The 24,483-nt window shown below is 70.0% G+C and carries 18 protein-coding genes and 1 pseudogene; 9 read left to right on the forward strand and 10 right to left on the reverse strand.

Features of this window, described 5'->3' with window-relative positions:
* Nucleotides 1-31 precede the first annotated feature (31 nt).
* Nucleotides 32-1,741, forward strand: a complete 1,710-nt coding sequence (locus ABZX61_RS49065; RefSeq protein ID WP_355205701.1) for an aminotransferase class V-fold PLP-dependent enzyme — start codon at nucleotides 32-34, stop codon at nucleotides 1,739-1,741.
* A gap of 118 nt (nucleotides 1,742-1,859) precedes the next feature.
* Nucleotides 1,860-3,086 (forward strand): serine/threonine-protein kinase, encoded by a 1,227-nt coding sequence (locus tag ABZX61_RS49070; RefSeq protein WP_355205704.1) that lies wholly within the window; start codon nucleotides 1,860-1,862, stop codon nucleotides 3,084-3,086.
* 122 nt (nucleotides 3,087-3,208) lie between these two features.
* Here the strand turns inward: ABZX61_RS49070 and ABZX61_RS49075 are convergent, their stop codons facing one another.
* Entirely contained in the window at nucleotides 3,209-3,724 is a 516-nt protein-coding gene (locus ABZX61_RS49075; RefSeq protein ID WP_355205706.1) for a DoxX family protein, read from the reverse strand.
* 128 nt (nucleotides 3,725-3,852) lie between these two features.
* Here ABZX61_RS49075 and ABZX61_RS49080 point away from each other — a divergent pair, with 128 nt between their 5' ends.
* On the forward strand, nucleotides 3,853-4,749 hold the full coding sequence (locus ABZX61_RS49080) for a hypothetical protein (protein WP_355205709.1): 897 nt from the start codon (nucleotides 3,853-3,855) through the stop codon (nucleotides 4,747-4,749).
* Nucleotides 4,750-4,860: 111 nt separating this feature from the next.
* Here ABZX61_RS49080 and ABZX61_RS49085 read toward each other — a convergent pair whose 3' ends face one another.
* Nucleotides 4,861-5,490 (reverse strand): CGNR zinc finger domain-containing protein, encoded by a 630-nt coding sequence (locus ABZX61_RS49085; RefSeq protein ID WP_355205712.1) that lies wholly within the window; start codon nucleotides 5,488-5,490, stop codon nucleotides 4,861-4,863.
* Nucleotides 5,491-5,570: 80 nt separating this feature from the next.
* On the opposite strand from ABZX61_RS49085, the gene ABZX61_RS49090 reads away from it, so the two are divergent.
* On the forward strand, nucleotides 5,571-6,584 hold the full coding sequence (locus tag ABZX61_RS49090; RefSeq protein WP_355205715.1) for a zinc-binding dehydrogenase: 1,014 nt from the start codon (nucleotides 5,571-5,573) through the stop codon (nucleotides 6,582-6,584).
* Between the two features lie 220 nt (nucleotides 6,585-6,804).
* Here ABZX61_RS49090 and ABZX61_RS49095 read toward each other — a convergent pair whose 3' ends face one another.
* From ABZX61_RS49095 to ABZX61_RS49130, 8 genes and pseudogenes are all read right to left on the reverse strand, one after another.
* Complete coding sequence (locus ABZX61_RS49095) at nucleotides 6,805-9,942, reverse strand: S8 family serine peptidase (RefSeq protein ID WP_355205718.1); 3,138 nt, start codon at nucleotides 9,940-9,942, stop codon at nucleotides 6,805-6,807.
* Complete coding sequence (locus ABZX61_RS49100; protein WP_355205721.1) at nucleotides 9,939-10,841, reverse strand: CU044_5270 family protein; 903 nt, start codon at nucleotides 10,839-10,841, stop codon at nucleotides 9,939-9,941. Before ABZX61_RS49100 ends, ABZX61_RS49095 begins: the two co-directional genes overlap by 4 nt.
* Nucleotides 10,838-11,434 (reverse strand): RNA polymerase sigma factor, encoded by a 597-nt coding sequence (locus tag ABZX61_RS49105; protein ID WP_355205724.1) that lies wholly within the window; start codon nucleotides 11,432-11,434, stop codon nucleotides 10,838-10,840. The genes ABZX61_RS49100 and ABZX61_RS49105 overlap by 4 nt, the downstream gene beginning before the upstream one ends.
* 506 nt (nucleotides 11,435-11,940) lie before the next feature.
* Nucleotides 11,941-12,495: a DsbA family oxidoreductase gene (locus ABZX61_RS49110; RefSeq protein ID WP_355206059.1), complete on the reverse strand. Its 555-nt coding sequence runs from the start codon at nucleotides 12,493-12,495 to the stop codon at nucleotides 11,941-11,943.
* A 32-nt stretch (nucleotides 12,496-12,527) separates the two neighbouring features.
* Nucleotides 12,528-12,743 (reverse strand): annotated as a pseudogene (locus tag ABZX61_RS49115) (antibiotic biosynthesis monooxygenase); the annotation flags it as partial.
* A gap of 380 nt (nucleotides 12,744-13,123) precedes the next feature.
* Entirely contained in the window at nucleotides 13,124-14,785 is a 1,662-nt protein-coding gene (locus ABZX61_RS49120; RefSeq protein WP_355205726.1) for a hypothetical protein, read from the reverse strand.
* Nucleotides 14,786-14,876: 91 nt separating this feature from the next.
* Nucleotides 14,877-18,815, reverse strand: a complete 3,939-nt coding sequence (locus ABZX61_RS49125; RefSeq protein ID WP_355205729.1) for a ThuA domain-containing protein — start codon at nucleotides 18,813-18,815, stop codon at nucleotides 14,877-14,879.
* Nucleotides 18,816-18,958: 143 nt separating this feature from the next.
* Nucleotides 18,959-19,960, reverse strand: coding sequence for a multicopper oxidase domain-containing protein (locus ABZX61_RS49130; RefSeq protein WP_355205732.1), 1,002 nt, complete (start codon nucleotides 19,958-19,960; stop codon nucleotides 18,959-18,961).
* Nucleotides 19,961-20,349: 389 nt separating this feature from the next.
* Here ABZX61_RS49130 and ABZX61_RS49135 point away from each other — a divergent pair, with 389 nt between their 5' ends.
* Genes ABZX61_RS49135 through ABZX61_RS49155 form a run of 5 tightly spaced genes read left to right on the forward strand, consistent with a single transcriptional unit; the run spans nucleotide 20,350 to nucleotide 24,482 of the window.
* Complete coding sequence (locus ABZX61_RS49135; RefSeq protein WP_355205735.1) at nucleotides 20,350-21,489, forward strand: inositol-3-phosphate synthase; 1,140 nt, start codon at nucleotides 20,350-20,352, stop codon at nucleotides 21,487-21,489.
* Nucleotides 21,486-22,331, forward strand: a complete 846-nt coding sequence (locus ABZX61_RS49140; RefSeq protein ID WP_355205737.1) for an SCO3242 family prenyltransferase — start codon at nucleotides 21,486-21,488, stop codon at nucleotides 22,329-22,331. Before ABZX61_RS49135 ends, ABZX61_RS49140 begins: the two co-directional genes overlap by 4 nt.
* Nucleotides 22,328-23,185, forward strand: a complete 858-nt coding sequence (locus tag ABZX61_RS49145; protein ID WP_355205740.1) for a sugar phosphate isomerase/epimerase family protein — start codon at nucleotides 22,328-22,330, stop codon at nucleotides 23,183-23,185. The genes ABZX61_RS49140 and ABZX61_RS49145 overlap by 4 nt, the downstream gene beginning before the upstream one ends.
* Nucleotides 23,139-23,636 (forward strand): EboA domain-containing protein, encoded by a 498-nt coding sequence (locus ABZX61_RS49150; protein WP_355205743.1) that lies wholly within the window; start codon nucleotides 23,139-23,141, stop codon nucleotides 23,634-23,636. The genes ABZX61_RS49145 and ABZX61_RS49150 overlap by 47 nt, the downstream gene beginning before the upstream one ends.
* Nucleotides 23,637-24,482, forward strand: coding sequence for a TatD family hydrolase (locus ABZX61_RS49155; RefSeq protein WP_355205746.1), 846 nt, complete (start codon nucleotides 23,637-23,639; stop codon nucleotides 24,480-24,482).
* The last annotated feature ends 1 nt before the right edge of the window (nucleotide 24,483 follow it).

Genomic DNA, 24,483 nt, shown 5'->3' on the forward strand with positions numbered 1-24,483 from the left:
CCCGGGCCGGCGAGCGGGGGATCCTGGATGCGTGCAGACACGACGATCCGCCTCCGAACCGCCGACCTCGCCGCTGCTGGAGCGCATCCGCGCCGCCGTCATCGGCGACGACGAGGTGCTGCAGGGCCCGTACGGACCGCGCCGCATCATCTACGCCGATTACACCGCCTCGGGCCGGTCGCTCGGCTTCATCGAGGACTTCGTCCGCGACCACGTCCTGCCGCGCTACGCCAACACCCACACCGAGAGCTCCGGAACCGGGCTGCAGACCAGTCGATTACGCGAGGAGGCCCGCGGCGCCGTCCACGACGCCGTCGGCGGTGGCCCGGACGACGTGGTGATCTTCTGCGGTTCGGGCGCGACCGCGGCGATCAACAAGCTCGTTGGCATCCTGGAGCTGCGGGTCCCCGGCCGGTACGCGCCGATGGTCCCGGAGGAGGACCGGCCGGTGGTGTTCGTCGGTCCGTACGAGCACCATTCCAACGAGTTGCCCTGGCGCGAGTCCATCGCCGACACCGTCGCCATCGGCGAGGACCGCGACGGCCACATCGACTGCGACGACCTGCGTGTCCAGCTGGCGCGCCACGCCGGCCGGCCGCTGCTGATCGGCAGCTTCTCGGCCGCCTCGAACGTGACCGGCATCCTGTCCGACACCGAGCGCATCGCGGCGCTGCTCCACGAGCACGGCGCGCTGTCGTTCTGGGACTACGCGGCGGCCGGGCCGTACGTGCCGATCCGGATGGCCGCCAGCGCGCCCGGGGCGAACGACCACAAGGATGCGATCTTCCTGTCGCCGCACAAGTTCGTCGGCGGGCCGCAGACGCCCGGTGTCCTGGTGGTGAGGCGCGAACTGGTCCGCAACCGGGTGCCCACCGCGCCGGGCGGCGGCACCGTGCTGTTCGTGGACCCCACCGGGCACCGCTATCTCGACGACGCGGTCGCCCGCGAGGAGGGCGGCACACCGGCCATCGTCGAGTCGATCCGCGCCGGGCTGGTCTTCCGGCTCAAGCAGGCCATCGGCACCGACCTCATCCAGGCTCGTGAGGAACGCTTCTGGCAGCGGGCCCTGCGACGATGGGAGAGCAGCCCGAACATCGAGATCCTCGGCGACCGGCACTCTCGCCGGCTGTCCATCGTGTCGGTCCGCATCCGGTCCGGGGAGCTGTTCCTGCACCACAACTACGTGGTGGCGGTGCTGAACGACCTGCTCGGCATCCAGGCGCGCGGCGGCTGCTCCTGCGCCGGTCCCTACGGCCACCGCCTGCTGGCCATCGACGCCGCGCGCTCGCGGGCCTTCGAGGAGGAGATCGGGCATGGCTGCCAGGGCATCAAACCGGGCTGGGTACGCATCAACTTCAACTACTTCGTCTCCGACGCGGTCTGCGACTACCTCATCGAGGCCGTCGAACTGGTCGCCCGGTACGGCCACCGGTTGTTGCCCGATTACCGCTTCGAGCCCCGTACCGGGCTGTGGCGGCACCACCGCGACTCCGCCGAGCCGCCACTGCACCTTTCCGACCTGCGCTATGACGACCCCGGCGCGCCGCCCGCCCCACATGTCCGGGCCGGCGAGGACGCCCTGCCCGGCTACCTGGAGGAGGCGCGCGCCATCCTGGCGGCCCGCTCCGACGAGATCGACCTGCGCCCGCCCGGCCTGCCGGACGACTTCGAGCGGCTGCGCTGGTTCCCGCTGCCGGCCGCCTGCCTGGCCACTGCGGCGAGGAGGCCATCGCTTCGGTGATCGACGGGCCGGCGACATTCTCCGGGAACCAACAGTCGAAAGATCGCGGGTGTGCATGTACGGACGATGATCGGGTACGCATGTCGTCATGCCCGTTACAGGCTATGAAGGATGGTTATTGGGGGCTCGGTACAGGTTGCTGGCCGAGCTGGGCCGAGGGGCCATGGGCAGGGTCTGGCGCGCTCATGACGAGCTACTGGATCGGCAGGTGGCGGTCAAGGAGATTCGCATCCCGCACCGGCCGGGGCCAGAGCGCGAGGCGCTGCTCAGGCGAACCCTGCGCGAGGCTCGCCTGACCGCGCGGCTGAGCCACCCGCGCATAGCAGCCGTGTACGACGTCGTGGTCGCCGACGAACGGCCGTGGATCGTACTTCAGCTCGTCCCCGCCCCCAGCCTCGCCCAGGTGATCACCGAACGGGGACCGCTGCCCTCGTCCGCGGTCGCTCGAATCGGGCTCGAAGTGCTGGACGCCCTGCGCGCCGCCCACGCCGGCGGCATCGTGCATCGCGACATCAAGCCCGCCAACATCCTCATCACCGACGACGGGCACGCCATCCTCACCGACTTCGGGCTGGCCAGCACCCTGGATGACCAGGCGCGCCGCACCCGGGAGAGCGTCGTCGTCGGCACACCCGCCTACATCGCCCCCGAACGCGCCCGCGGTGGCCCCGCCACCCCGCAGGCCGATCTGTGGTCGCTGGGCGCCACCTTGTACGCGGCGGTCGAGGGCCGTGCCCCGTTCGGGTGCAGCAGTGAGCTGGCCACCCTGTCCGCGGTGATGGCCTCGGACCCCTTGCCGTTGGAGCACGCAGGGCCGCTCGCCTCGATCATCGCCGGGCTGCTGGACAAGGATCCGGCCCGGCGTACGGACGCGGCTCGCCTTCACGAGCAACTGTCCACTCTGTGTGAGCAACCGGTCATTCCGATCTCTTCGGACCCTCCGACCGTTGACGGTGACAGCGGGCAGATCAGCGGTTCGCCCGTCGGCCGTCCGCTTGGGGAACGGGCGCCGTACCGGCAGTGGGCTGTCGAGCACTGGCGGCAGGCGGCCGTCATCGCGGCGCTGATCGTCAGCGTGCTGGCGACCACCTCGTGGTGGCGCGTCGAGCCGAGCACGCACCCTTCGCCACCCCTGACGGAGGCCTCGCCCCCGCCCACCGCGATCGAGCCGGACACGGCGCTGCCGGCCCACCTCATCTCGGGCCAGCGCCGGGTCGCCAGGAGCGAACCGGAGCGCGCTCGTACGGGACCGCCCCTCTCCACCGACGTGGCCGGCATCCCGCCTGGACAGGCTAAGAAGGTCAAGACGAAGAAGATCAAGACAAAGGGTCACGGCCCGAAATGACGGTCGCGGCCGCTGGCGTTCGAGGCCATGGCGCACGGTGGCCGCGCCCGTCGTCAGCAGGCCGAGTCGGGACACCGGTGTGACGTCCGCCGAGGATGGAAACCGTCGGCGGGGCATGTGGGTCAGGCCGACGCGCGTACGACCACGAGAACCGCCACCAACGCCAGCACCAGGACATCGACGGATATCGTCGCCGCCGAGTCGGACACCCGGATCCGGCTGATGACTGCACCGGCCATCAACAGGACCAGTCCGATCGACGCGGCCACGCCGAGCAACGGCACCGCGAGTCCGGCGAGCAGCCCCAGACCCCCGGCTGATTCGCACACGCCGATCAATTGCCACAACCTCGGCCGGAGTCCGAGATGGTCGCGGATCGCCAGCGACTGCGGCAGACTCAGCACCTTGACCCCGCCGGTCCCGAGGAACAGCAGACCGAGCAGGATCGACAACACGACAACGACGGTGCTCATCAGTGGCGCTCCAAAAATCCACACAGCACAAATGACCTGCGCTACCGCGGCAACCAGATCATGATGAGTATGCCAGCCGTGCCCGTTGCGCTGGATCACCCGCTGGAAAGCAGCCCTGAACGCCGACTCCTTGCGTTCATGAGCAAGCTTGTGTCCCTTGTTCACTCCTCCGGCCGGACCCAGCCCAGCGTCCCTTTGGCAGCCGTGGAACCAGGCCTGCCGTTCGACTCGTTGCGATCGTAGTAGACAAGATGATCCTCATGGTGGGGAACACCTCCCGCTTGGAGACGCCGATGCACAACAGCACCGGAAATCGCGAACGTCTGCTTGACGTGGTCGGCGGCTTCGCACGCTTCTGTGGCGACTCTTGGACTGACGCCAGTTCTCACCTCAAACGAGGCGTCATGCTGATGTGGGCAGCCGGGATTTCCCTCGTCGTCCTGGGCGTCTTCGGAGATGTGACGAAGATGTGGGCGAGCTTCCCCTTCCTCACCAACCTCATCACCAGTATCACTGCCTTCTTCTTCGCGGTTCCCATAGCCCTGCTGTTTCTGCAGAACATCACCCGCCGCCAGGCTGAGCGCCTGGAACGTGCCACGGCCAGCAGAATGCTCAACGAATCGATGTCCCGACTGGCCCTGCAGAGGGTACGCCACACCTCACGTATCTGGGACCTGGCGCGATACGAGGACAGCCCTGCAGTGGAGCTGTGGGATCTTGTGGTGGGGTACCACGAAGATTTGGACCATGTGACGTCGTGTGTGAATAAAGTCCGCTTCGAGTGCGAGTATCTCGGAAGCCAAGTGATGCTGGAATTCCGGCGTGTTCGCATTCTGTGGGATCTGGACGAAGACGTGAAGATCCTTGACGAGGCGGCCAAGCGTCTCCAGGTCGCGCAGGGTGCCCTGGAGAGGCTGTCGCCAATTTGCCAGGTGGCGACTGCACAGCAGAACCTCGTCATAAGGCTGGTGGTCGGGGCGATCTACTGGTACAAGGATCTGGGTGTAAGGGGCAACGCCGGCCTCCTTTTCCGCAGCGCCAGGCTTCGCGACGAGGCCAGGCGGAGCCTCAAAGAATGGGAGAGGGCGCTTGAGGAGTTCAATGGTGCATTGGGCGGGTTCTTGCTGCGAGGACGCAGATTGACCGAGAGTCTGATTCGCGACACCGGTTCGGCATCGACTTCTGATTAGTTCAGAGAAATGGCGTGCCCCAGGCAGGCGACCGGGCCGGTCCGGGTGCGTAGGCGGCGAACCCGGCATCCTGCCGGCCGCCTCTCGCCATAACCACCCAGCAGTGCCCGCTTATCGATCGGCCGCACCCTCGGACGAGGTGGCGTCGCGCCCGCGCGAGCGGTACTTGGCGATCTTGGCAAGGTTGCCGCAGCGGTCCATCGAACACCAGCGACGGCGGCGCGCCTGCGAGTCGTCGAGGAACACCAGTGTGCAGTCAGGGTTCTCGCACTCTTTCACCCTCGCGGCAAGAGGCCCGCTGAGCAGGTCGATCCCGTCCCGCGCGAGGGTGGACAGCGCCGCGTCGACCGGCGTGAGGGTTGGCCATCGCGCGGTGAGCGGGCTCGTCCCTGAAGCGGTGGCGACCTCCAGTCGCGGCGCAAGATCGGCGACGGCTGCCATCCGGTTGATCACCGCCAGCGCGTGCCGGTCCGGTCGCGTCCCGTCGAGCACGCAGCGCACCAGCCGGTAGACGGCCTCGCGCAGCTTGCGGGCCTGGTCCAGCTCGTCCTCGGAGACCGGCGGTGGCTTGTTGGCGAGACCGACCTCGCGCAGCCACCTGCCGAGGCGCTCGGGTGTGGGCAGGCGCTCGATGTCGAGTGTGCCGCGCTTGCCGAGCGTGTCCACCAGGTCCAGGCACGGTCGGCCGCCGACGAAGACGAAGGCGGGGAGCGGCTCGGCCTCGGACGTTTGCGGGTTCATGGCAGCACCCTACCAGTTGACACCAGTTGAACCGGTGTTGCAGGCTGACACCTGTTCAAACGGTGTCACGGAGGAGAGTCATGCGCGCTGTAGTGGTGCAGGCATTCGGAGGTCCGGAAGTCCTCAACGTCGTCGAGGTGCCCGATCCGTCACCCGGCCCCGGCCAGGTGCTGGTCCAGATCGAAGCCGTGGGGGTGAACCGGGCCGACGCGCTCCTCCGATCGGGCCGTTACCACCGGGCCGACCCGCCGCCCGTGATCCTCGGCCTGGAGGCGGCCGGGACGATCAGCGCCTTGGGCGAGCGCACGCACGGCTTCCGCGTCGGGCAGAAGGTCCTGATGAGAGGGGAGCCCAACGCACCTGGTTTCTACGCCGAGCAGGCTGTGGTCTCGACCGAGCGGGTGCTGGCGCTGCCGGACGGCGTAGATCCGTTCCACGCGGCGGCGCTGCCGGTCGCATGGCTGACAGCCTGGTACTGCCTCACCACCCTCGGCCAGATCCAACCCGGTCAGACGGTGCTGATCCACGCGGCGGCCAGTGGCGTGGGGAGCGCGGCGGTGCAGATCGCCGCGGCGGCCGGGGCGCGGGTGATCGCGGCGGCCGGCACCAAGGAGAAGACCACGTGGGTCGCCGAACTCGGCGCGCACGAGGTGCTCGACTCCCGGCAGTTGTCCGGCGACGACCTCCTCGGCCACGTCAAAGCCTTGACAGGCGGACGCGGGGCCGAGGTGGTGCTCGACACGGTCGGCGGCGACGTCTTCCCGCTGAGCCTCAAAGCCGCCGCGCCGGGCGGGCGGGTCGTGGCCTTGGCCAACGTCGCCCTGGCGCCGAGCGTGATCGACACACGCGACTTCTATCCGAAGAACGTGAGCATCCACGGCTACCAGTCCGCCAACCTCGTCGAGCTCGGATACGACCCGCGTGCCGACCTCGAGCAGTTGATCGCGAAGGTGGCCGGCGGCGAGCTGCGCGTGCCGGTGGATTCCGTCTTCGCCCTGCAGGACGCAGCGGAAGCACACCGGCGCTTGGAGTCCCGTGCCAACCGCGGGAAGGTCATGCTCGGCACCGGCGATGGCCACCGGCTGTCTGGCTGACAAGCCGCTGCTCCACCGATGAGGACAGACCCGCGCCGTACGGCCCAAGCTGGGGAGACGCTTTCAACGGCCGGCCGTTGTCCCTGTACTTGGGTGAGTGCTGGGCGATCTCGGCGGCGCCCGTGAGCACGCTTGACCCGGCGGTCCATGCGGGCGCGAGGAGACCGCGACCTGGGCTGACGCCTGGGGACAGGTCTACCTGCCACCAGGCGCCAGCCGATCAGCGCACGGCGTACGCGCGGGTGATGGTCTGGGTCACCGCGCTGCCCGACATGTCGGTCGCGACTGCTCGGAGGGAGACGAACCCGGCGGTACGGGGGTTCGGCACCGCCGCCGTCCAGCCGGACCCCTTCCGGACCACCGGAACCGCCCGCCAGTGAGCCCCGTCATCGGCGGACATCTCCAGCCGGAGCGACCGTACGTCCGCCGGCCCTGAGCCGGGGTCGCGCTCGATCCACAGTGGCAGCCGGGTCACGCTCCCGCCGGCGGCGCGGTTGGCGTCGTCCAGGCCCTCGGGCCGGAAACGGACCGCCATCAGCGGCAGCGCCTGCTCCTTCGCGGTGGTCCCCGAGCGGAACGTCCACACCGACTCCACCGCCGTGGACAGCGCCGACGACGACCGCCGCATCGACGCGGTGAGCGTGTACGCGCCCGTCCCGGCGGCCAAGGCGGCCCGCAGCTCACAGCGTCCCGGATCGAAGGCGTCGCAGGTGGACAACTCCGCCCGCGCCACCTCCGCCCCGTCCCTGGTCAGCGTGGCGGTGCCGGTGGCGGCGGTGTCCGAGCCCGTCCTGCGCTCGAACCCGTCCGCGAACATCCCCGTCCCCGCGAAGACCAGCTCGTCGCCGGTGCGCGTGCCGGCCGGCAGCAGGAACGACGGCCCGACGACCGCGGCGTTCCAGACCTCGCTGCGGCTCTCACCGCGCTTCGCCGGTCTGCTTCCGCCGAACATCAGCGCGTCGCCGACCTGGAGCCCGCTCTCGTACGCCAGCCCGGGCGTCAGGTACTGGACCAGCGTCCCCGGCAGCGGGATCTCGCCGACCGGACCGCTGAGGGTCGAGCCGGGCGAATAACGGGAGCTCAGCCCGAGCATGGGCCTGCCCGACTCCCCCGAACCCCGGTAGGTCGCGGTCACCTTGGCCAGGTTCCGCTGCCTGAAGGCGCGCGAAGGATCCTCGGGAAGGCCGCCGGTACGCCGGTCGACGAGATCGTAGACGTACGGGCTGGGCGTCCGGTCCTTGCTGAGCCAGGTGGTCCTCAGCGAGTACGTCAGCCCGGCCTGGGAACTCGGGACGACGAAGAGCTGGCTGTTGGCGTTTATCCGGCTCTGGCTTCCGCCGTTGCTCCAGGCCCCGTGGACCACTTCGTCGTCGAACCCCGGCTGGAGCTCCGCGCTCGGATCGTCCACTGCGATCTTGACCGGACGGCCCTGACGCGCGTCCACCGTGAACCGCTGGTCGCCGTCCACCCTCAGCGGGCTGTCGGACATCGTCACGACGGTCTTGCCGTCGATCTTCTCGTACATGTAGGCGTAGACGTTCCAGTCGCCCTTGGGCAGCCGGGCCTTGGCCGCGCCGTTCTGGAAGAACAGGGCGTGGACGGTCCCGGTCCTCGCGTCGTAGATCTCGCAGATCATCGGGTCGACCGGGGTGCCCTGCCTGCCGACGACGCTGACGGTGACGTCGTACGACTCCGGCTCGACGTACGCGCCGGCCAGCGTGCGGATCACGGTCTCGCCCGACCTGGCGGTCACCGTGCCCGGATAGTCGCCGGGCGCCTTCCCCGCGGCGTCGATCGTGAGCGTGAGCGACGCCTCGTCCCCGGCAGGGACCGTGATCTGGCCGGCCGGCAGCTTCAGCGTCTCACCGTCCGCCTCCAGGGCCAGGGTGACGGGGGTCTCGCCGGCGTTGGCGTACGTGATCGTCCTGGTCGCCGTACGCTCGTCCGAGCCGTTGTACGGGAACGCCGCCCACACGTTGGCCTGCTGGGCCACGACGTCCTGGCGCAGCACGCGTACCAGGTCGATCAGCCCGGCGCCCTGCCGGTAGAGCGTCGCCCCCTGGACCGGCGCGGCGCTGCCGATCAGCGCGGCCTTGAGACGCGCGCCCGTCCAGTCGGGATGGCGCTGGGCCAGGATCGCCGCCGCCCCCGCCACGTGGGGGGCGGCCATCGAGGTGCCGTCCTTCGACTCGTGACCGCCTCCGGGAACGGCGGCCACGATGCCCACGCCAGGCGCGGTGACGTCGGGTTTGATCGCGTGGTCGCCCGCTCGCGGGCCCGAGCCGGAGAAGTCGGCCAGCCGGCCCTGCTTGTCCACCGCACCCACAGTGAGCGCCGCGTCGGCGCTGCCGGGAGTGAAGACCATGGGCCGGTCGTTGCCCGCCGCCACGACGAACAGCGTGCCGGTACGCTCCGACAGCGTGTTCACCGCCTGTTCCACCGGGTCCAGGTCGGGGCCGTCGGGGGCGCCGAGGCTCATGTTCACCACCTTGGCCTTGACCTCGGTGGCGGCCCATTCCATGCCGGCCAGGATGGTCGAGTCCGTCATGCCGCTCCGGCCACCCACCTTCCCGATGGCCAGGTTCGCCTCCGGCGCCACCCCGCGGTACTTCTCATCGCGGCTCGCCACGATCGAGGCGACATGGGTGCCGTGGCCGTTCTCGTCGCGGATATCGGGGTCGGTGGTGAAGTTCCGTTCCTGGGCGACCGCGCCCTTCAGGTCCGGATGGTCGGGGTCGTACCCCGAGTCCAGGACCGCGACCGTGACGCCCTTGCCCGTGAACCCCTGCTCCCACGCCCGCGGAGCGCCGATCTGCTTGACGCTCTCGTCCAGCGTGAACTCCTTGCGGCCGTCCAGCCAGAGTTTGGTACGGCCGGCCGTCAGAGTGCGGGCTCGGGTGAGGTCGTGCCAGGTCCGGGCGGCGTTCGCCTTGGGCAGGCGGGCCGCGCTCATGCCGAGGGCGGACAGCCGCCGTACCTGGCCCTGGGAGCTGGTGAACCCCTGCGAAATGACGGGGATGTCGGAGGTGTCGGCGTCGCCGTAGCGCCACTGGAGGAGCTGGGTGACGTCGAACAGGCGCCGGTCCAGTACGTCCTGGGCGAGCAGCGGCAGGGCGTCGGACGGGATCACGTACAGATGGCCTTCCCGGACCTGCCGCGTGAAGGAGACCTCACGGCCGGGACCGGGCTGCACGCGATACCTCTGGCCGGTGACCGTGACGCGGTCACCGGTGATCAGGGTCACGCTGTCCGGCCGCTGGGTGGGCTGCTGGGTGGCTTGCTGAGTGGGGGCCGGCGTCGCGGCCGTGGTCGCCGCCGTCACCAGGACGGCGGCGAGTAATGCCTTGCCTCTGGTCACGGGCGGCCCTTCGGCGTCTCGGGGAGCTCGTCCGTCCAATCGGTGGTCACGGCGATGTACCCGTCGGTCAGCGCCACGCCTCCGTCACCGGCGAGGAGGAGGTTGGCACGGACGACCCGGGCGCTCTCGGGATCGATGACCAGCTCGATCGGCTTCTCTTTGCCGTCGGGGTCGGGCATCCGCAGGGCCTGACCGCCTTCGACCGCGCCCCTGTTCTCGACTCCCGGTGTCGCGGCGAGCGCCCGGAACGCCGCGGAACGGACCTCCGCGGGCACGGGTAGCTCCGTGATCAGCGCGAGCAGGGTGAGGGTGGGGTCGCCCTGGATCTCGGACGCGGACATGTCGTTTGGGTTGCCCTTGCGCTGGACGATCCACGCCTTCAGCGCCTCCGGATCCGTCGGCAGCTTCTCGAGGTCGGCGAAGCTCACGTCGGCGCCCTTGAGCGCGAGCGAGACCGGGGTCGGTACGACGTCGCCCGGAGGGTCGCCCGGCCCGTTCCTCGTCCAGCGCTTGCCGTCGCGCGAGGTCCAGCTCTCCATGGGGGGAATGTCACTCTGCGACCACGTGGCGGTGACGTGCCAGTAGGTCCCGGAGCTTTGCGGCATACGTTCCGCGCTGACGGCAGCCATGAGCAGGACCTCCTTGCCCGAGACCGGAGCCGCGGCGATCACCTGCGCCGGTGCGCCGCCGTTCGTGACCGCCCCCGTAGCGATCACGACCGCGGCGGCCGCCCCGGCGGCGACCAGCGCCACGCCCGGTACGAACCACCTGACGCGCCCCCGGCCCAGCGTCCTGTGGCCCCGCGTCCTGTGCTGGAGCCTGCTTCGGCTGCGCGCGGCCATCTCCTCGGACGGCTCCGGCTTGGCCAGCAGGCTGGCCACCTCCTCCAGGTCATTCATGGGGTCTCCTTGCCTTTGAGTGCGCTGTCGATAAGGGCGCCGTCGATCCGGGCGTGGATCTTGGCGCGGGCCCGGCTGAGCCGCGAACCCACCGTGCCGATGGAGATGCCGAGCGCCTGTGCGATCTCGTCGTAGCTCAGCCCTCCCAGCGCCAGGAGCAGCAGCACGTTACGCTCGCCACCGTTCAGCGAGGCGAGCGCCATGGCCAACTGTGGCTGCATGCGCTGGGCGGATACCGAAGCGACGACCCGGTTCTCGTGCCCTTCCACGACCGGTGCGGGGTCCAGCCGGGCCAGCGCCTTGTAGTGGCGGGCCTCCTTACGGCGATGCCTGGCCACCAGGTTCGTGGCGAACCCGAACAGCCAAGGCCGTAATCCCCCCTGCTCCGGGTCGAACCGATCCCGCCGATCGAACGCCAGCAGGAACGTCTCCGCCGCGATGTCCTCGGCCACCTGCGTGTCCAGGCGGCCCGCCACGTACAGGTAGATGTCGCGGAAATAGCGGTCATGCACGGCGGTGAACAGCTCGGGGTTCCGCCGATAACCGGCTACGAGGTCGGCGTCGGTCACCTGCTCGCCCACGTCGGCGGTCACGTGTCCGTCTCCGTCATGAGTGTGCCTTCCGGACGGTGATCATTGCTTTCATCCATCCTTCGTCGCAGGCCCACTTCTTCTTCCCACCACCCCCAACCGCCCTCCCAGCACCCACCGCTCCACCGCACATCAGCGGTGTACCGGGTGGCGGTCCGGATCAGGCACTGGCATCGGGGATCATAAGTCGGCCGACGCGGGGGAGCGTCAGCTGGGCGGCCTCCGGCCGGGCGGCGGCCTCGCGGCGGCCGCCCGCTCGGCAGCGTCGGCGCGCGGCGACCGGACCAGCTCGCCCTCGGTGACGCCCGGCCCGACCTTTCAATGAGCCGACCACGTGTGTCCTCGACCCGCCGCGCGTGCGGGGAGCCCTGAGGCCACGGACGGGGGAGGTCGCCTTCGCGTTGCCGCCGAACAGCAGGGCGGGCCCGCCGGGTGTGGCCGGTCGCGGGCCCACGGGCCGTTGGACGCCGTTACTGCGGTGAGCCGATCCAGCGTGACCGGATCGTCCGTCAGCGTGGCTGGTCGGGCTTGATCGGGAGGCCGTGTGAGCCGGTCGGGTCGTACCGCAGGAGCGCTTGGAGATCGGCGACGGGCAGGACTCCGGAGACCGGCGGGCGGCCGTCGATCACGAGGCTGGGCACGCCGGTGACGCCGTGCTCGGTCGCGCGGCGCCGGTCGGCGTGGACCTCGTCGGCGTAGTCGTCGCCGTCCAGGACAGCGCGCACCTCTCCGGCGTTCAGCCCGGCCTCGCCGCCCAGGCGCCGCAGGACCTGCAGGTCGGCCACGTTGAGCCCTTCGGTGTGGTACGCGTGCAGCAGCAGCTCCAGCGTCTGGTCGGCCCGGCCGCGGTCAGCGGCGAGCTTGACCAGCCGGTGCGCGTCGAAGGTGTTCACCGGGCGGGCCAGATGCAGGTTCAGCTCCAGGCCTTCGGCCGCGCCCAGCGACCGGATCCGGGCGATGCGGGCGGGCGCCTGCTCGCCCCACCAGCCGGCCATGGCCTCTGCGGCGGTCGGGCCGGGGGTTCGGCCTTCGTCCGGTGCGAGCTCGTAGCCGCGCCAGATGATCTCGGGCCATCGGTGTCGGAGGTCTCCACGAAGTGGCGGTAGTCCGCCTCACTCGCCCAGTGCACGATGTTGTATACGCGGGTGCCGTCGGTGCTCACATGGAAACGGGCCGAGCGGTAGCCGGGATAGAAACGCACCCACCGTTCCTGGATCTCCGCGAACGCCTCCACCAGCTCACGCTGCGTGTCAAAGCCATCAACGGTGTGGTCGATGATGGAATAGAAACCGGAATCCGTGCCCACGGACATACTCCTCACGGTCGGATGTGGGGCAACGCCCCGGCCGTCATCGTGCAATCTCAACCGCAGTTGAGGTCAACCGCCCGTGCGGAGGCGTAACCGACCCTGCTCTACTTCCGGCCGGAAGCAGACTCCGGGAGTGACTTCTATGTCTCCCAACGCCTCGGCCCAGCCCAAGCCGAGGACGTAGTGGCGGAGACATTCCTGGCGGCCTCCGCAAGTGGGCGGCGGGGGCGACCGACTGGCTCGCCGAAGGACCGGTGCTGGACTGATCAACGAGTATCACCGAGCTGCGTGGCCGACCTCTCGGTCTGCGAGGGCGGTTTGCGAGGGATACGCGCCGAGACCGGCGGGCGGCGTTCAAGAGGGAGGCCGCCCGCCGGCTGGGGTCACGTGTCCTTACAGCCCTTGCCCGGCTTCGGGCATCCCGGGCCCGGTGCGGACTTGACCAGCATGAACCTGGCCGTGCCGACAGCCGAGGTGTTGCCGGCCTTGTCGGTGGCCCGGTAGGTCACGGTGTGGGCGCCCGGCTGGGTGACGGCGAGCGGCTTCGCGTACACCGCGTACGGCTGGCCGTCGAGGGAGTACTCCACCGTGTCGACCCCGGACCCGGCGTCGGTCGCGGTGAGTGTCACCGTGGCGGAGCCCACGTAGTTCCAGGCCCAGTCCATGTTGCCGGTGATCTGCGCCGTCACCTGCGGCGCAGTGGTGTCCTCTCCCGGAGGAGCCGCCACGGTGAACGTCACCGAGCCCACCGGCGAGGTGTTGCCGGCCTTGTCGGTGGCCCGGTAGCGCACGGTGTGCGCGCCCGCCCGGTTGACCGACACCGGAGCCGAGTACGCCGTGAAGGCGCCGTTGTCCAGGGAGTGCTCCACGGTGTCGACCCCGGACTGGGTGTCGGTCGCGGTGAGGGTCACGGTCGCGGAGCCGATGTAGTCGCCGTCGTCGTTCCGGTCACCGGTCACCTGGGCGGTCACCTGCGGGGGAGCGGTGTCCTTCTCCTGCTCCGCCACCACCGTGAACGTCGTCGTGCCCGGGTCGGAGGTGTTGCCGGCCTTGTCGGTGGCCCGGTAGGTCACGGTGTGGGCGCCCGGCTGGGTGACGGCGAGGGGCTTCGCGTACACCGCGTACGGCTGGCCGTCGAGGGAGTATTCCACCGTGTCGACCCCGGACCCGGCATCGGTCGCGGTTAGGGTGACGGTCGCGGAGCCGACGTAGTTGCCGTCGTCGTTCCGGTCACCTGTCACCTGGGCGGTCACCTGCGGGGGAGTGGTGTCCTGGCCTGGAGGGGCCACCACGGTGAACGTCGTCGTGCCCGGCTCGGAGGTGTTGCCGGCCTTGTCGGCGGCGCGGTAACGCACAGTGTGCGCACTCACCTCGTTGACCGTCACCGGAGCCGAGTAGGCCGTGAACGCCCCGCCGTCGAGCGCGTACTCCACCGTTTCCACCCCCGACTCGGTGTCGGTCGCGGTGAGGGTGACGGTCGCGGAGCCGACGTAGTTGCCGTCGTCGTTCCGGTCGCCCGCCACCTGCGCCGACACCTGCGGCGCGGTGGTGTCCGTGCCGCCGCCGTCGGTGACCACCAGCTCGCCGACCATCTGGCCGTGACCGGGAATCGCGCAGAAGAAGCGGTACTTGCCCGGGGTGAGGTTCACCTGCGCCTGGTGCCGGCCGCCGTTCGCGTCGAAGGGGCTGGCGATGATGTTGAGGCTGACGTCGTGGTTGTAGCCGGGGGTGGAGACGTCGAAGGTCAGGGTGTGCGTCATGCCGGTGGTGTTGCCGGTCGCCGCACTGTTCTCGAAGACGATGGTGGTGGGCCCCGCGGTGGCGGTGTCCGGCGTCGACTTGTACGCGGTCATGCTGTTGTCGGCGTTCCACGTGAGCACCTGGTCCGCCTGGGCCGTCAGCCGCATGGGGGGCTGCGCGCCGGCCTGGACCGATGACAGGAAGAGCGCGGGAAGCCCCACGGCCAGCAGCACCACGGCCAGGCCCGGCGCCGTGGCAGCGGCTTTGAACGTCCTGCGTAAGGCATGGATCAATCGGACATGCATGGGATCGATGCACCTCTCAAAGTCTGCGCGGCTGGGGTGGGGTGCCGGGCGGGGCAGGCGCCCCGGCCCGGCACCCGGCCGATGGACCGGCCTAGAGTTCGCGCACCCGGATGTTGCGGAATTCGATCGCGTCGTTGTTGCTGTGGTTCTGCAACCCGACGAACCCGCTGATGAACTGGCGCAGGTCCGTGGGCGGGTCGCCGGCGCGGGACGACGTCTTGCCCGGCGTGTTGTCGAACTCGTTGATCACCTTGCCGTTGCGGGTGATCGTGTAGTGCTGCCCGACCACCCGGACCTCGTAGTCGTTCCACGTGCCCTTCGGGGTGACCCCGGCCTTGTCCAGGCCCGTGGCGGCGAAGTTGTAGATGGAGCCGGTCTTTTGCGGCTCGCCCGTGTCGCCGTCGTAGATCTGGATCTCGTGACCGCAGAAGATCGCGACCCAGGCGGGCGACGTACGGGCCGAGCCGGTCGTTCCGCAGCTTCCCGCCGGACGTTGCTCCAGCGGCGTTCTCGGGTCGGGGAACCGTACGAAGACCCCGCTGTTGGCGCGGAGCGCGTCGGGCGCGACGTCACGGAACTGCAGCCGCAGCGAGAAGTCGGCGTACGCCTTCTTGGAGTACCACAGCATTCCGAGACCGCCGGAAGCGCGGATCGTGCCGTCCGGCTGCAGGCTGAACTGTCCCGACGGGGCCTGCGTCCATCCCTGGAGCGACTGCGCCGTCCCGTCGAAGAGGGTCTCGTATCCGTTCGTCTTGCCGATCTGGGACTCGGCGGCCGCCTTCTTGAGCGCGGACGCCTCGCGGTCGTCGATGACGCCGTCCTTGCGGGCCTTGTTCACCACGTCGTTGAGGTGGCTCATGAACTCGCCGTGGTTCTTCCAGTCGCGCTCGTCGTCGATCAGGTCGTTCAGCGTGCAGCCGCCGCCGGCCACGCGGTTGGCCACGCCGGTGTCGGTGTCGAGCAGCCGGACCGTCGGCCGGGCGTCGGGGGCGGTGCATTCGACCTTGACGTCGATCGTGCCGGTGGCCGTCGTCCCGTCGGCGTAGGTGACCTTCAGCGTCGCCTTGTAGGTGCCGAAGTCCTTGTAGGAGTGCGTGGGGTTCGCCTCCTTCGAGGGCCTGCCGCCGTCGCCGAAGTTCCACTCCCACGACACGCCGCCGGCCTTCGTGCTGGAGAACGCCATCGTCCTGGGGTCGCTCTGCCGGACGGGACGCGCCACGGCCAAGCTCGGGTTCGGCGTCGCCGGACCACCCTTGTAGGCGACGCGGATCAGCTTCTGGTTGGGGTGGAGGCTGAAGAATCCGCCGGCGTAGTCGAGCATGTAGAGCGCGCCGTCCGGCCCGAACTTGGCGTCCATCCACGACTGCATCTGGGTGGTGCCGCCGCCGCCCGGGATGATCTGGCGCAGGTCCTCGCCGAACACGGGCCGGCCCGCCTCGGGCACGGTCTTCGGGTCGACGGTCACGGCGACGCGGTTGTTGCCGTTGGACTCGTCACCGATGAACCACTTGTTCTCCCAGTACGCCGGCCACGCCACACCGCTGTCGGTGTCGACCTGGGAGCGATGGTAGGTCGGCCCCGACATGACCGCCTGGCCGCCGCCCTTGAGGTAGGGAATGGTCAGGGTCTCCTCGCCCGGCTTGTACGTGGGCAGGCCGCTGCCGTCGTTCCGCTTCGGGTAGACGGGGCCGCCGCCCTGCGGCGAGTACCAGATCATGTTGGAGCGCGCCGGCGGGATGTCGACGAGGCCGGTGTTGCGCGGTGAGGTGTTCTTCAGGTGGTCGCAGTCGTACCAGTCGGCGGGCTGGGTGGCGTCGACGTTGCTGCGGTCACGGTAGGGCTGCTTGTCGCCCATGCAGTACGGCCAGCCCTGGTTGCCGGCGGACCTGAGGATCGTCGCGGTCTCGTACTTGGCGGGACCCCAGATCTCGCTGGGGCCGCCGGCGTCGGGACCGACCCATCCGGCGGTCAGCCAGTTGTTCACGTTGTCCCAGGCGATGCGCGCGATGTTGCGGACGCCCATCACCCAGATCTCCGGGCGGGTCTTGCCGCCGCCCTCCTCCTTGCCGGTGAACAGGTTGCCCTTGGGGATGGTGTAGGTGCCGTCGGGCTCCGGGTGGATACGGAGGATCTTGCCGTTGAGGTCGTTGGTGTTGCCCGCGGTACGGCGGGCGTCCTGGAACGAGACGCCCTTGTAGTCCGCGGTCCAGTTGTTGCCGGAGTAGCCGCCCGAGCCGCCGGAGGAGTTGCTGTCACCGCTGCCGACGTAGAGGTTGCCGTCCTTGTCGAAGGCCATGCCGCCACCCGCGTGGCAGCAGCTGTGGATCTGGGTGTCCCACTGCAGCAGGTCCTTGCGGGTGGCCTGGTCCATGGTCTGGTTGGCGGCGTCGTAGGTGAGCCGGGAGACCGTCCGCTTGCCGATCCGCTTGTCCCTGTCGATCGACTCGTGCGGCATCCAGTAGACGTACACCCAGCCGTTCTGCTCGAACTTGGGGTCGAGCGTGATGCCGATCAGGCCTTCCTCGTTCTTGACCAGTTCGTCGCCGCTGCCGCGGTTGCCCATGACGGCGAGCGTGGTCAGGAGCTTGACCTGCTTGGTCTTCGGGTCCCACTGGTGGATGGTGCCGCAGCCGAGGCCGACCTTGGGGTCGTTCCAGTCGGCGATCGGGCCGGTCGTGCAGGCCGCCTTGCCGATGTAGAAGACCTTGCCGTCCGGGGCGATGGTCAGACCGTGGGGCTCGCCGATCTGGTCGAGCTGGCCCTGCTTGTTCTGCGCGGTCAGCCGCTCGACGGTGTAGTTCGAGGCGATCGTCGCCTGGCAGTCGCCGCGCACCAGGCCGGCCGCCCACTGGATGGCGCCGCCGAGGTGGCTCTGGAACTGCTCGTCGCCGGTGTAGCCGGCCTTGGTGCCGCCCATGCCGGTGTAGAACGACCGGCCACCGTCGTAGTCGCGGCACCACGAGATCGGATGGAACGCGCCGTTGCCGTTCAGGCCCTGGTCGTACGTGTGCTCGCCGACCTGCGCGACCGTGTGGACCTTGCCCAGCGGGTTGGGACTCCAGTTCATCCACGTGTCGGTGCGCTTCACGGTGAAGGGCAGCCCCTTGTTCGCCGGGTGCTGGCGGTCGACGAGGTCGACGACGGCCTCCTGCGGCTTGCTCTCCGGGGGCTCTCCGGCGGTGGGGCCGAACAGCCGCAGCTCGGCGAGCTGGATCAGGGGCTCGCCGCTGTTCGCGGTGATGTTGAGCCGGTAGTACTGGTACGCCGTGCTGTTGGCGAACGTGTATTCCTTGGTCTGGAACCGCTGGGGGAAGCTCTCCCCGCTCCGCTTGTCGAGGTCGGTCCAGTCCGTCCCGTTCTGGGAGCCTTGTAGGGCCCAGTCCTTCGGGTCACGCCCGGGGAAGTCGTTGGCGGACGTCAACGCGTAGTGCGCGATCGCGACCGGCTTCTCGAGCTTCCCCTGGACCCATCCGGTCGGCGTCCGGGCCAGCCACTTGGTGTCGTTGCTCCCGTCGAACAGCTTGTCCTTCGTCTCGTTCGGCGGGTTCTCAGCGCTGGCGGCGCTCTCCACCACCTTCTCCGGAGGGGGCAGGGCGCCGGCGGGGCGGGTGCCGATCAGTTCGGTGAACCAGGCCGAGTCCGCCTGGGCGCGCGCGGCGTCGTGGACTCCGACGAACCCGCCGCCGTTCCTGATGTACGCCTGGAAGGCGGCCAGCTGGCCGTCGTTCAGCTCCGCGCCCTTGGCGGACAGGAACACCACGCCGCGGTAGCGCGCCAGGTTGTCGGTGGTGAAGACCGCCGGATCCTGCGAGGCGTCGACGGAGAAGCCGTTCTTCCCGCCCAGTTCCTTGATCGCCGCCGTGGCCTGCTTGACCGGGTCGTCCTGCTTGTCGGCGGGGCCGTGGAAGACCAGCACGCTGACAGGGCCGTTTCCGGGGCCGTGGTCCGGCGGCTTCGGGGCGGCGGCCTGTGCCTGGGCGGGTACGGCGGCGGGGGTCGCCAGCCCGAGGATCAGGACGGCGCTCGACATCGTGATCAGTAAGCGGCGCCAAGCGGTTGGTCGGGGCGGTAAGAGGGCTTTTCGGCCCATCGTTCGCTCCTTCGGGTTGAGGGTGATTCGGGACCTGCTGGGGAAGAGCTGAGGGTTCTGCCGCGGCCGGGTCCTGGGCCGCGTCAGTGATGCGCGCCCGTCGTGGGGCTCGTCGTGGGGCTCGTCGTGGGGCCCGCGTGGCCGTCACCCGAGTGATCGGGGACGTTCCCGTCCGCGTCGGTGACCGTGAAGATCCCGGCCATCCCCATGTCGGAGTGGCTCTGGACGTGGCAGTGGTACATCCACGCTCCCGGGCCGACGCGTTCCCCGGCGATCACCTGGAAGCCGAACGACTCGGCCGGTCCGGTGATCTTGGTGTCGATGATCCGGCTCTGGTCCTGCGGGTGTTCCAGCAGGCCGGTGCGGTTGTCGGCCCAGCGGTGCCCGTGGATGTGGAACGTGTGGTAGAACTCGCCGTGCGTGATCACGATCCACTCCACCCGCTCGCCGAGCTTCGCGACGAACTCGGGTGCCTGGTGGGCTGGCTGGTTGTTGATCGACATGTCGTTGAAGACGACGGTGAACTGCTTGTCCGGCCTGATGTCGCCCCTACGACGGACCACCAGCGGCCCGTAGAGCCCCTGCCGGATCCCCCCTGTGCCATGATCGGTTCCCACGACGTGGTCGTGGTAATGCCAGTAGCCGGCGCTGCCGGGCTCGATGCTGCCGCCCGGGCGCCGGCCGGGGGCGTGGGTGCGCCAGGTGTAGGTACGCCGGCCGCCCGGTTCCACCACGCTGTTGTTCAGTCGGGTGCCGTCGCTGGCCGCGTCGTAGTCGACCCCGTGCACGTGCAGGCTGGCCGGCACGTCGAGGTTGTTGACCATCTCGATCTCGAGGGTGTCGCCCTCGACCATTTCGAGGAGAGGGCCGGGGACTGTGGGCTTGCCGGGCTCCAGGCCGTAGCCCAGCCGGCCGTCCGGCAGCCGCTCGGCGTAGAGGGTCATGCGGCGGACGTTGCCCTTGCCGGGCTTGTCCGCGGGCTTGTCGATCGTTGCTTCGGCCTGGCTGGATGCTACTAACGGTGCGACCGCGGCGAACGCCGCGGAGGCGGTGAAGGCACGCCGGGAGAACAGGCTTTTCGCCATGCCTCTGCCTACCTCGGTCATGGTTCCCCAATCGGTGACGGCGCCCCACTCGCGTGAGGGCTGGGTGCGGCTGCTCGTGTGGTTCGGGAGCGAGCGTGTAAGAGTGGGAATCACAGAGAGTCGAGGGTGGTAGTTAGGGTGACCGCCGATGGAAGTACGCGCCTTTTTTGACCAAATGTCAAGACTTTCGCCAAAATCTGGCCAAAGGTCTGGGTGATCCCTACGTGATGGCCCGCCGGGTGCGTCTGTCGCATCCGATCGACGGGCGATAGGACGCAGGCCGGTCCTCTTCTGCTTGACCATCGGTAAAAGTCGCTCTTAGCATCGCGGCTAGTGACATATCGGACGTATCTCTCGTCCGGCATGGAGCCCGACACGTAGGAGCTTGCATGGACAAGGTCGGGGTGTGGCTCATTGGGGCACGGGGATCCGCGGCGACCACCGCGACCGCCGGCGCCGCGGCGATCAGGGCAGGGCTCGCGCCCCCGCAGGGATGCGTGACCGAGTCCCCGGGATTTCCCGCGAGGCTCGTCCCGTTCGCCGGCCTGGTCTTCGGCGGCCACGACATCAGCGAGGTCTCTTTACGCAAACGCGCCGAACAGCTGAGCAGGGCGGGGGTGATCCCGCCGGACCTGCCACGGCTGATCGCCGCGGACCTGGACGCCGCCGACGCCGAGATCCGGCGCGGCCACGTCCGCGGCGACGGCGGGCAGGCCGCGGCCGCGGCCCGCCTGAGCGGGGACATCGCCGACTTCCGCGCCCGGCACGGGCTGGCCAGAGTGGTCGTCGTCAACGTGTCGTCGACCGAGCCTCCCGTCGGCCCGCGTCCTGAGTTCGAGAGGCTGGCCGATCTGGAGGAGCGGCTCGCCGCGGGGGACGACGTCCTGCCGCCGAGTTCCCTGTACGCCTATGCGGCGTTCCAGGCCGGGTGCGGCTACGTGGAGTTCACGCCCTCCACCGGGCCGACCCTGCCGGCGCTGGCGGAACTCGCCGGCCTGCGGGGCGTGCCGTACGCGGGACGTGATGGGAAGACCGGCGAGACCCTGGTCAAGAGCGCCCTGGCGCCCATGTTCGCCGATCGGGCGTTACGGGTGCGCTCCTGGTCAGGGCTCAACCTGCTCGGCGGAGGGGATGGGGCGACGCTCGCCGATCCGGCCGCCAGGTCGAGCAAGGAGCTCTCCAAGGACCAGGTCGTCGCCGGGGTCGTGGGAGAGCCCGTCGAGGGGCGGACGCACATCGACTACGTCGCTGACCTGGGAGAATGGAAGACCGCCTGGGACCACGTGACCTTCGAGGGCTTTCTCGGCGTGCGGATGGCGCTGCAGTTCACCTGGCAGGGCTGCGATTCGGCGCTGGCGGCCCCCCTCGTCCTGGACCTGGCCCGGCTGGTCGCGCGGGCGCATGAGAAGGGACGCAGCGGGGTGCTCCCCGAGCTCGGCTACTTCTTCAAGAACCCTTTGGGCACCGGCGAACACGCCCTGGCCGCCCAATACGCCCGCCTGCTCGCCTTCGCCGGGGAGCTGTCGTGAGGGCGCTGCTGGAGCTGGTTCGCGCGCCGGCCGCGCTGTCGGTGCCGGGGGACACCATGGCGGGTGCGGTCGCTGCGGGACGGAGCCCGAACCCGGGGCTGGCCGTGGCTTCGGTGCTCATGTACTGGTCGGGCATGGCGCTCAACGACTGGGCCGACCGCGAGGCCGACGCCATCGAGCGGCCCGAGCGCCCGATCCCGTCAGGCCGGGTCCGCCCGGGCGCCGCACTCGGGCTCGCGGCCGCCCTGACCGGCGCGGGCCTGGCCACCGCCGCCGTCGCCGGCGGACGCCGCGGCCTCACCGTCGCCGGCCTGCTGGCCGGCGCGGTGTGGGCCTACGACCTGGGCCTCAAACGGACGGCGGCGGGCCCCGCCTCGATGGCCGCCTGCCGCGCCCTGGACGTGCTCCTGGGCGCCGGCGCGGACGGGAGAGCCGCCGTGCCGATGGCGCTGGCGATAGGCGCGCACACCTACGGGATCAGCATCCTCGGCCGGGCCGAGGTGGCGGGGGCGGCACCCGGGACCGCCGAGCGTGCCCTCGCCGCCACCACCGCGGCGGCCGGTCTGGCGGCCGCGGCCAGCCTGCGCAGGGGAGCCGCCGCCCGGACGGGCGCCGGTGTCCTCATCGCCGGCTATCTCGCCTCGACCCTCCCGGTCCAGGCCGGGTTACGGACCCACCCCGATCCCGAGAACGTGCGGCACGCCGTCCGGCTGAGCATCCTCGCCCTGATCCCGCTCCAGGCGGCGGCGCTCGCCGGTGGCGGGCGGTTCGGGGCGGCGGGCGCGCTGCTGTGCTCGCTGCCCCTGGGCAGATGGCTCTCGTCCCGGCTGGCCACGTCATGAACTGGGCCTACTGCACCAACGGCTTCGCCGACCACCGGCTCCCCGAGGCGCTCGCGATCCTGGCCGATCTGGGGTACACGGGTGCGGCGATCACGCTCGACCGCGGCCATCTCGACCCCTATGCCCCCGGCCTGGCCGCGGAGGTGTCGCGGATCGCCGGAGTCCTTCAACGCCTCCGCCTCGATGCCGTCGTCGAGACGGGCGGACGCTACACCCTGGACCCGTGGCGCAAGCATCATCCGACCCTCATCAGCGACGACGCGGGCCGGAGAGCGGAGTTCCTGACGACGGCCATGCGGATCGCCGCCGATCTTGGCGCCCCGGTGGTCCATCTGTGGAGCGGGGTCAAACCTGACGGCATGACGGAGGAGGAGGCGTACGCACGGCTGGCCGACCAGTGCGAGCGGCTGCTCGACGAGGCGGACAGGACCGGCGTCTCCCTGGGGTTCGAGCCGGAACCCGGGATGCTCGTCCGGGACCTGGACGGTTACGAGCGGCTGCGCCGGATGCTCGGCGACCATCCCCGGTTCGGCCTCACCCTCGACATCGGGCACTGCCACTGCGTGGAGCGGGACGATCTGCCCGCCTGCGTCCGGCGGGCGCTGCCGTACACCGTGCACGTCCAGATCGAGGACATGCGCCGCGAGGTCCACGAGCACCTGGAGTTCGGCGAAGGCGAGATCGACTTCGTCCCGGTGCTCGCCGCTCTGCGCGGCTACCCCGGTCTCGTGGCCGTGGAGCTGGCCCGGCACGGGCACGCGGCTCCGCAGGTCGCCCGCCGCTCGATCGAGTTCCTGAGGAGGGCACATGAGGGACGAGTGGCAGACAGAGGCCGTACGGCGGGTCGAGGCTGACCCTTACGCGATCCACCTGCTCTTCCCGCAGGCCGAACGGCGGGGCGGCCCCACCGCCCGGAGCGCGCTGCTCAAAGCGCTGGGCGGCGACCACGCGGTGATCCGCAAACTGTACGAGCGCGGCGACAGCGGCGAGCGGCTGGCCATCCTGTCCGCGCTGTCCGAGCTCGATCTCGGCCCGGCGGCGGTCGACCTGGTGGAGGACGCGCTGCGCGCCAACGACGCTCGGCTGGTCGCCGCGGCGCTGGGCCCGTACGGGTCGGCGTGGCTGGACGACCACGCCTTCCGCCAGGGAGTGCTCAAGTGCGTCTTCATGTCGATCCCGCTGGCCTCGGTGACCGGCCTGGAGCGCCGGTTCGACGCTGAGCTGGCCCGGATGCTGTCGGACTACGCGGCGGAGCTGCGGGCGGCCGGCCGGCCCGTCCCGCGCGACGTCCTGGAGAGGATCTGAATGCGCATCTTCGACCCCCACATTCACATGACCTCCCGGACCACCGACGACTACCAGCGCATGCACGCCGCGGGAGTCCGAGCCGTGGTGGAGCCCGCCTTCTGGCTGGGGCAGCCCCGTACCAACGTGGGCAGCTTCCTCGACTACTTCGACGCGCTGCTCGGCTGGGAGCCGTACCGCGCCGCGCAGTACGGCATCCGCCATCACTGCGCGCTCGCGCTCAACCCGAAGGAGGCGAACGATCCGCGGTGCGCGGGCGTGTTGGATGAACTGCCGCGATACCTGCTGAAGGACTCGGTCGTCGCGGTCGGCGAGGTCGGCTACGACTCGATGACGGCGGAGGAGGAACGGGCCTTCGAGGCACAGCTCGCCCTGGCACGGGAGAACGATCTCCCCGTCCTCGTGCACACTCCGCACCGGGACAAGGCCGCCGGCACCCGCCGCACGCTGGACGTGGTGCGGGCCGCGGGCCTCGCCCCCGGGCAGGTGCTCGTCGACCATCTCAACGAGCTGACCGTCGGCATGGTCGCGGACTCGGGCTGCTGGATGGGGTTCTCCATCTACCCTGACACCAAGATGGACCCGGACCGGATGGTGGCCGTCCTCAAGGAGCACGGCACGGACAGGATGCTCGTGAACTCGGCCGCCGACTGGGGACGCAGTGATCCGCTGAAGACACGCGAGGTCGCCGACGCCATGCTCGCGGCAGGCTTCGGCGAGGACGACGTGGACCAGGTGCTCTGGCGCAATCCGGTCGCCTTCTACGGGCAGAGCGGTCGGCTCAGCCTGGAGGCGGACACCGAGGCGGCCCCCGACTACGCCGGCAACACGATCAAGCGAGGCTGAC

The sequence above is a fragment of the Nonomuraea sp. NPDC003709 genome (assembly GCF_040610775.1).
Lineage (GTDB): Bacteria > Actinomycetota > Actinomycetes > Streptosporangiales > Streptosporangiaceae > Nonomuraea > Nonomuraea angiospora_A.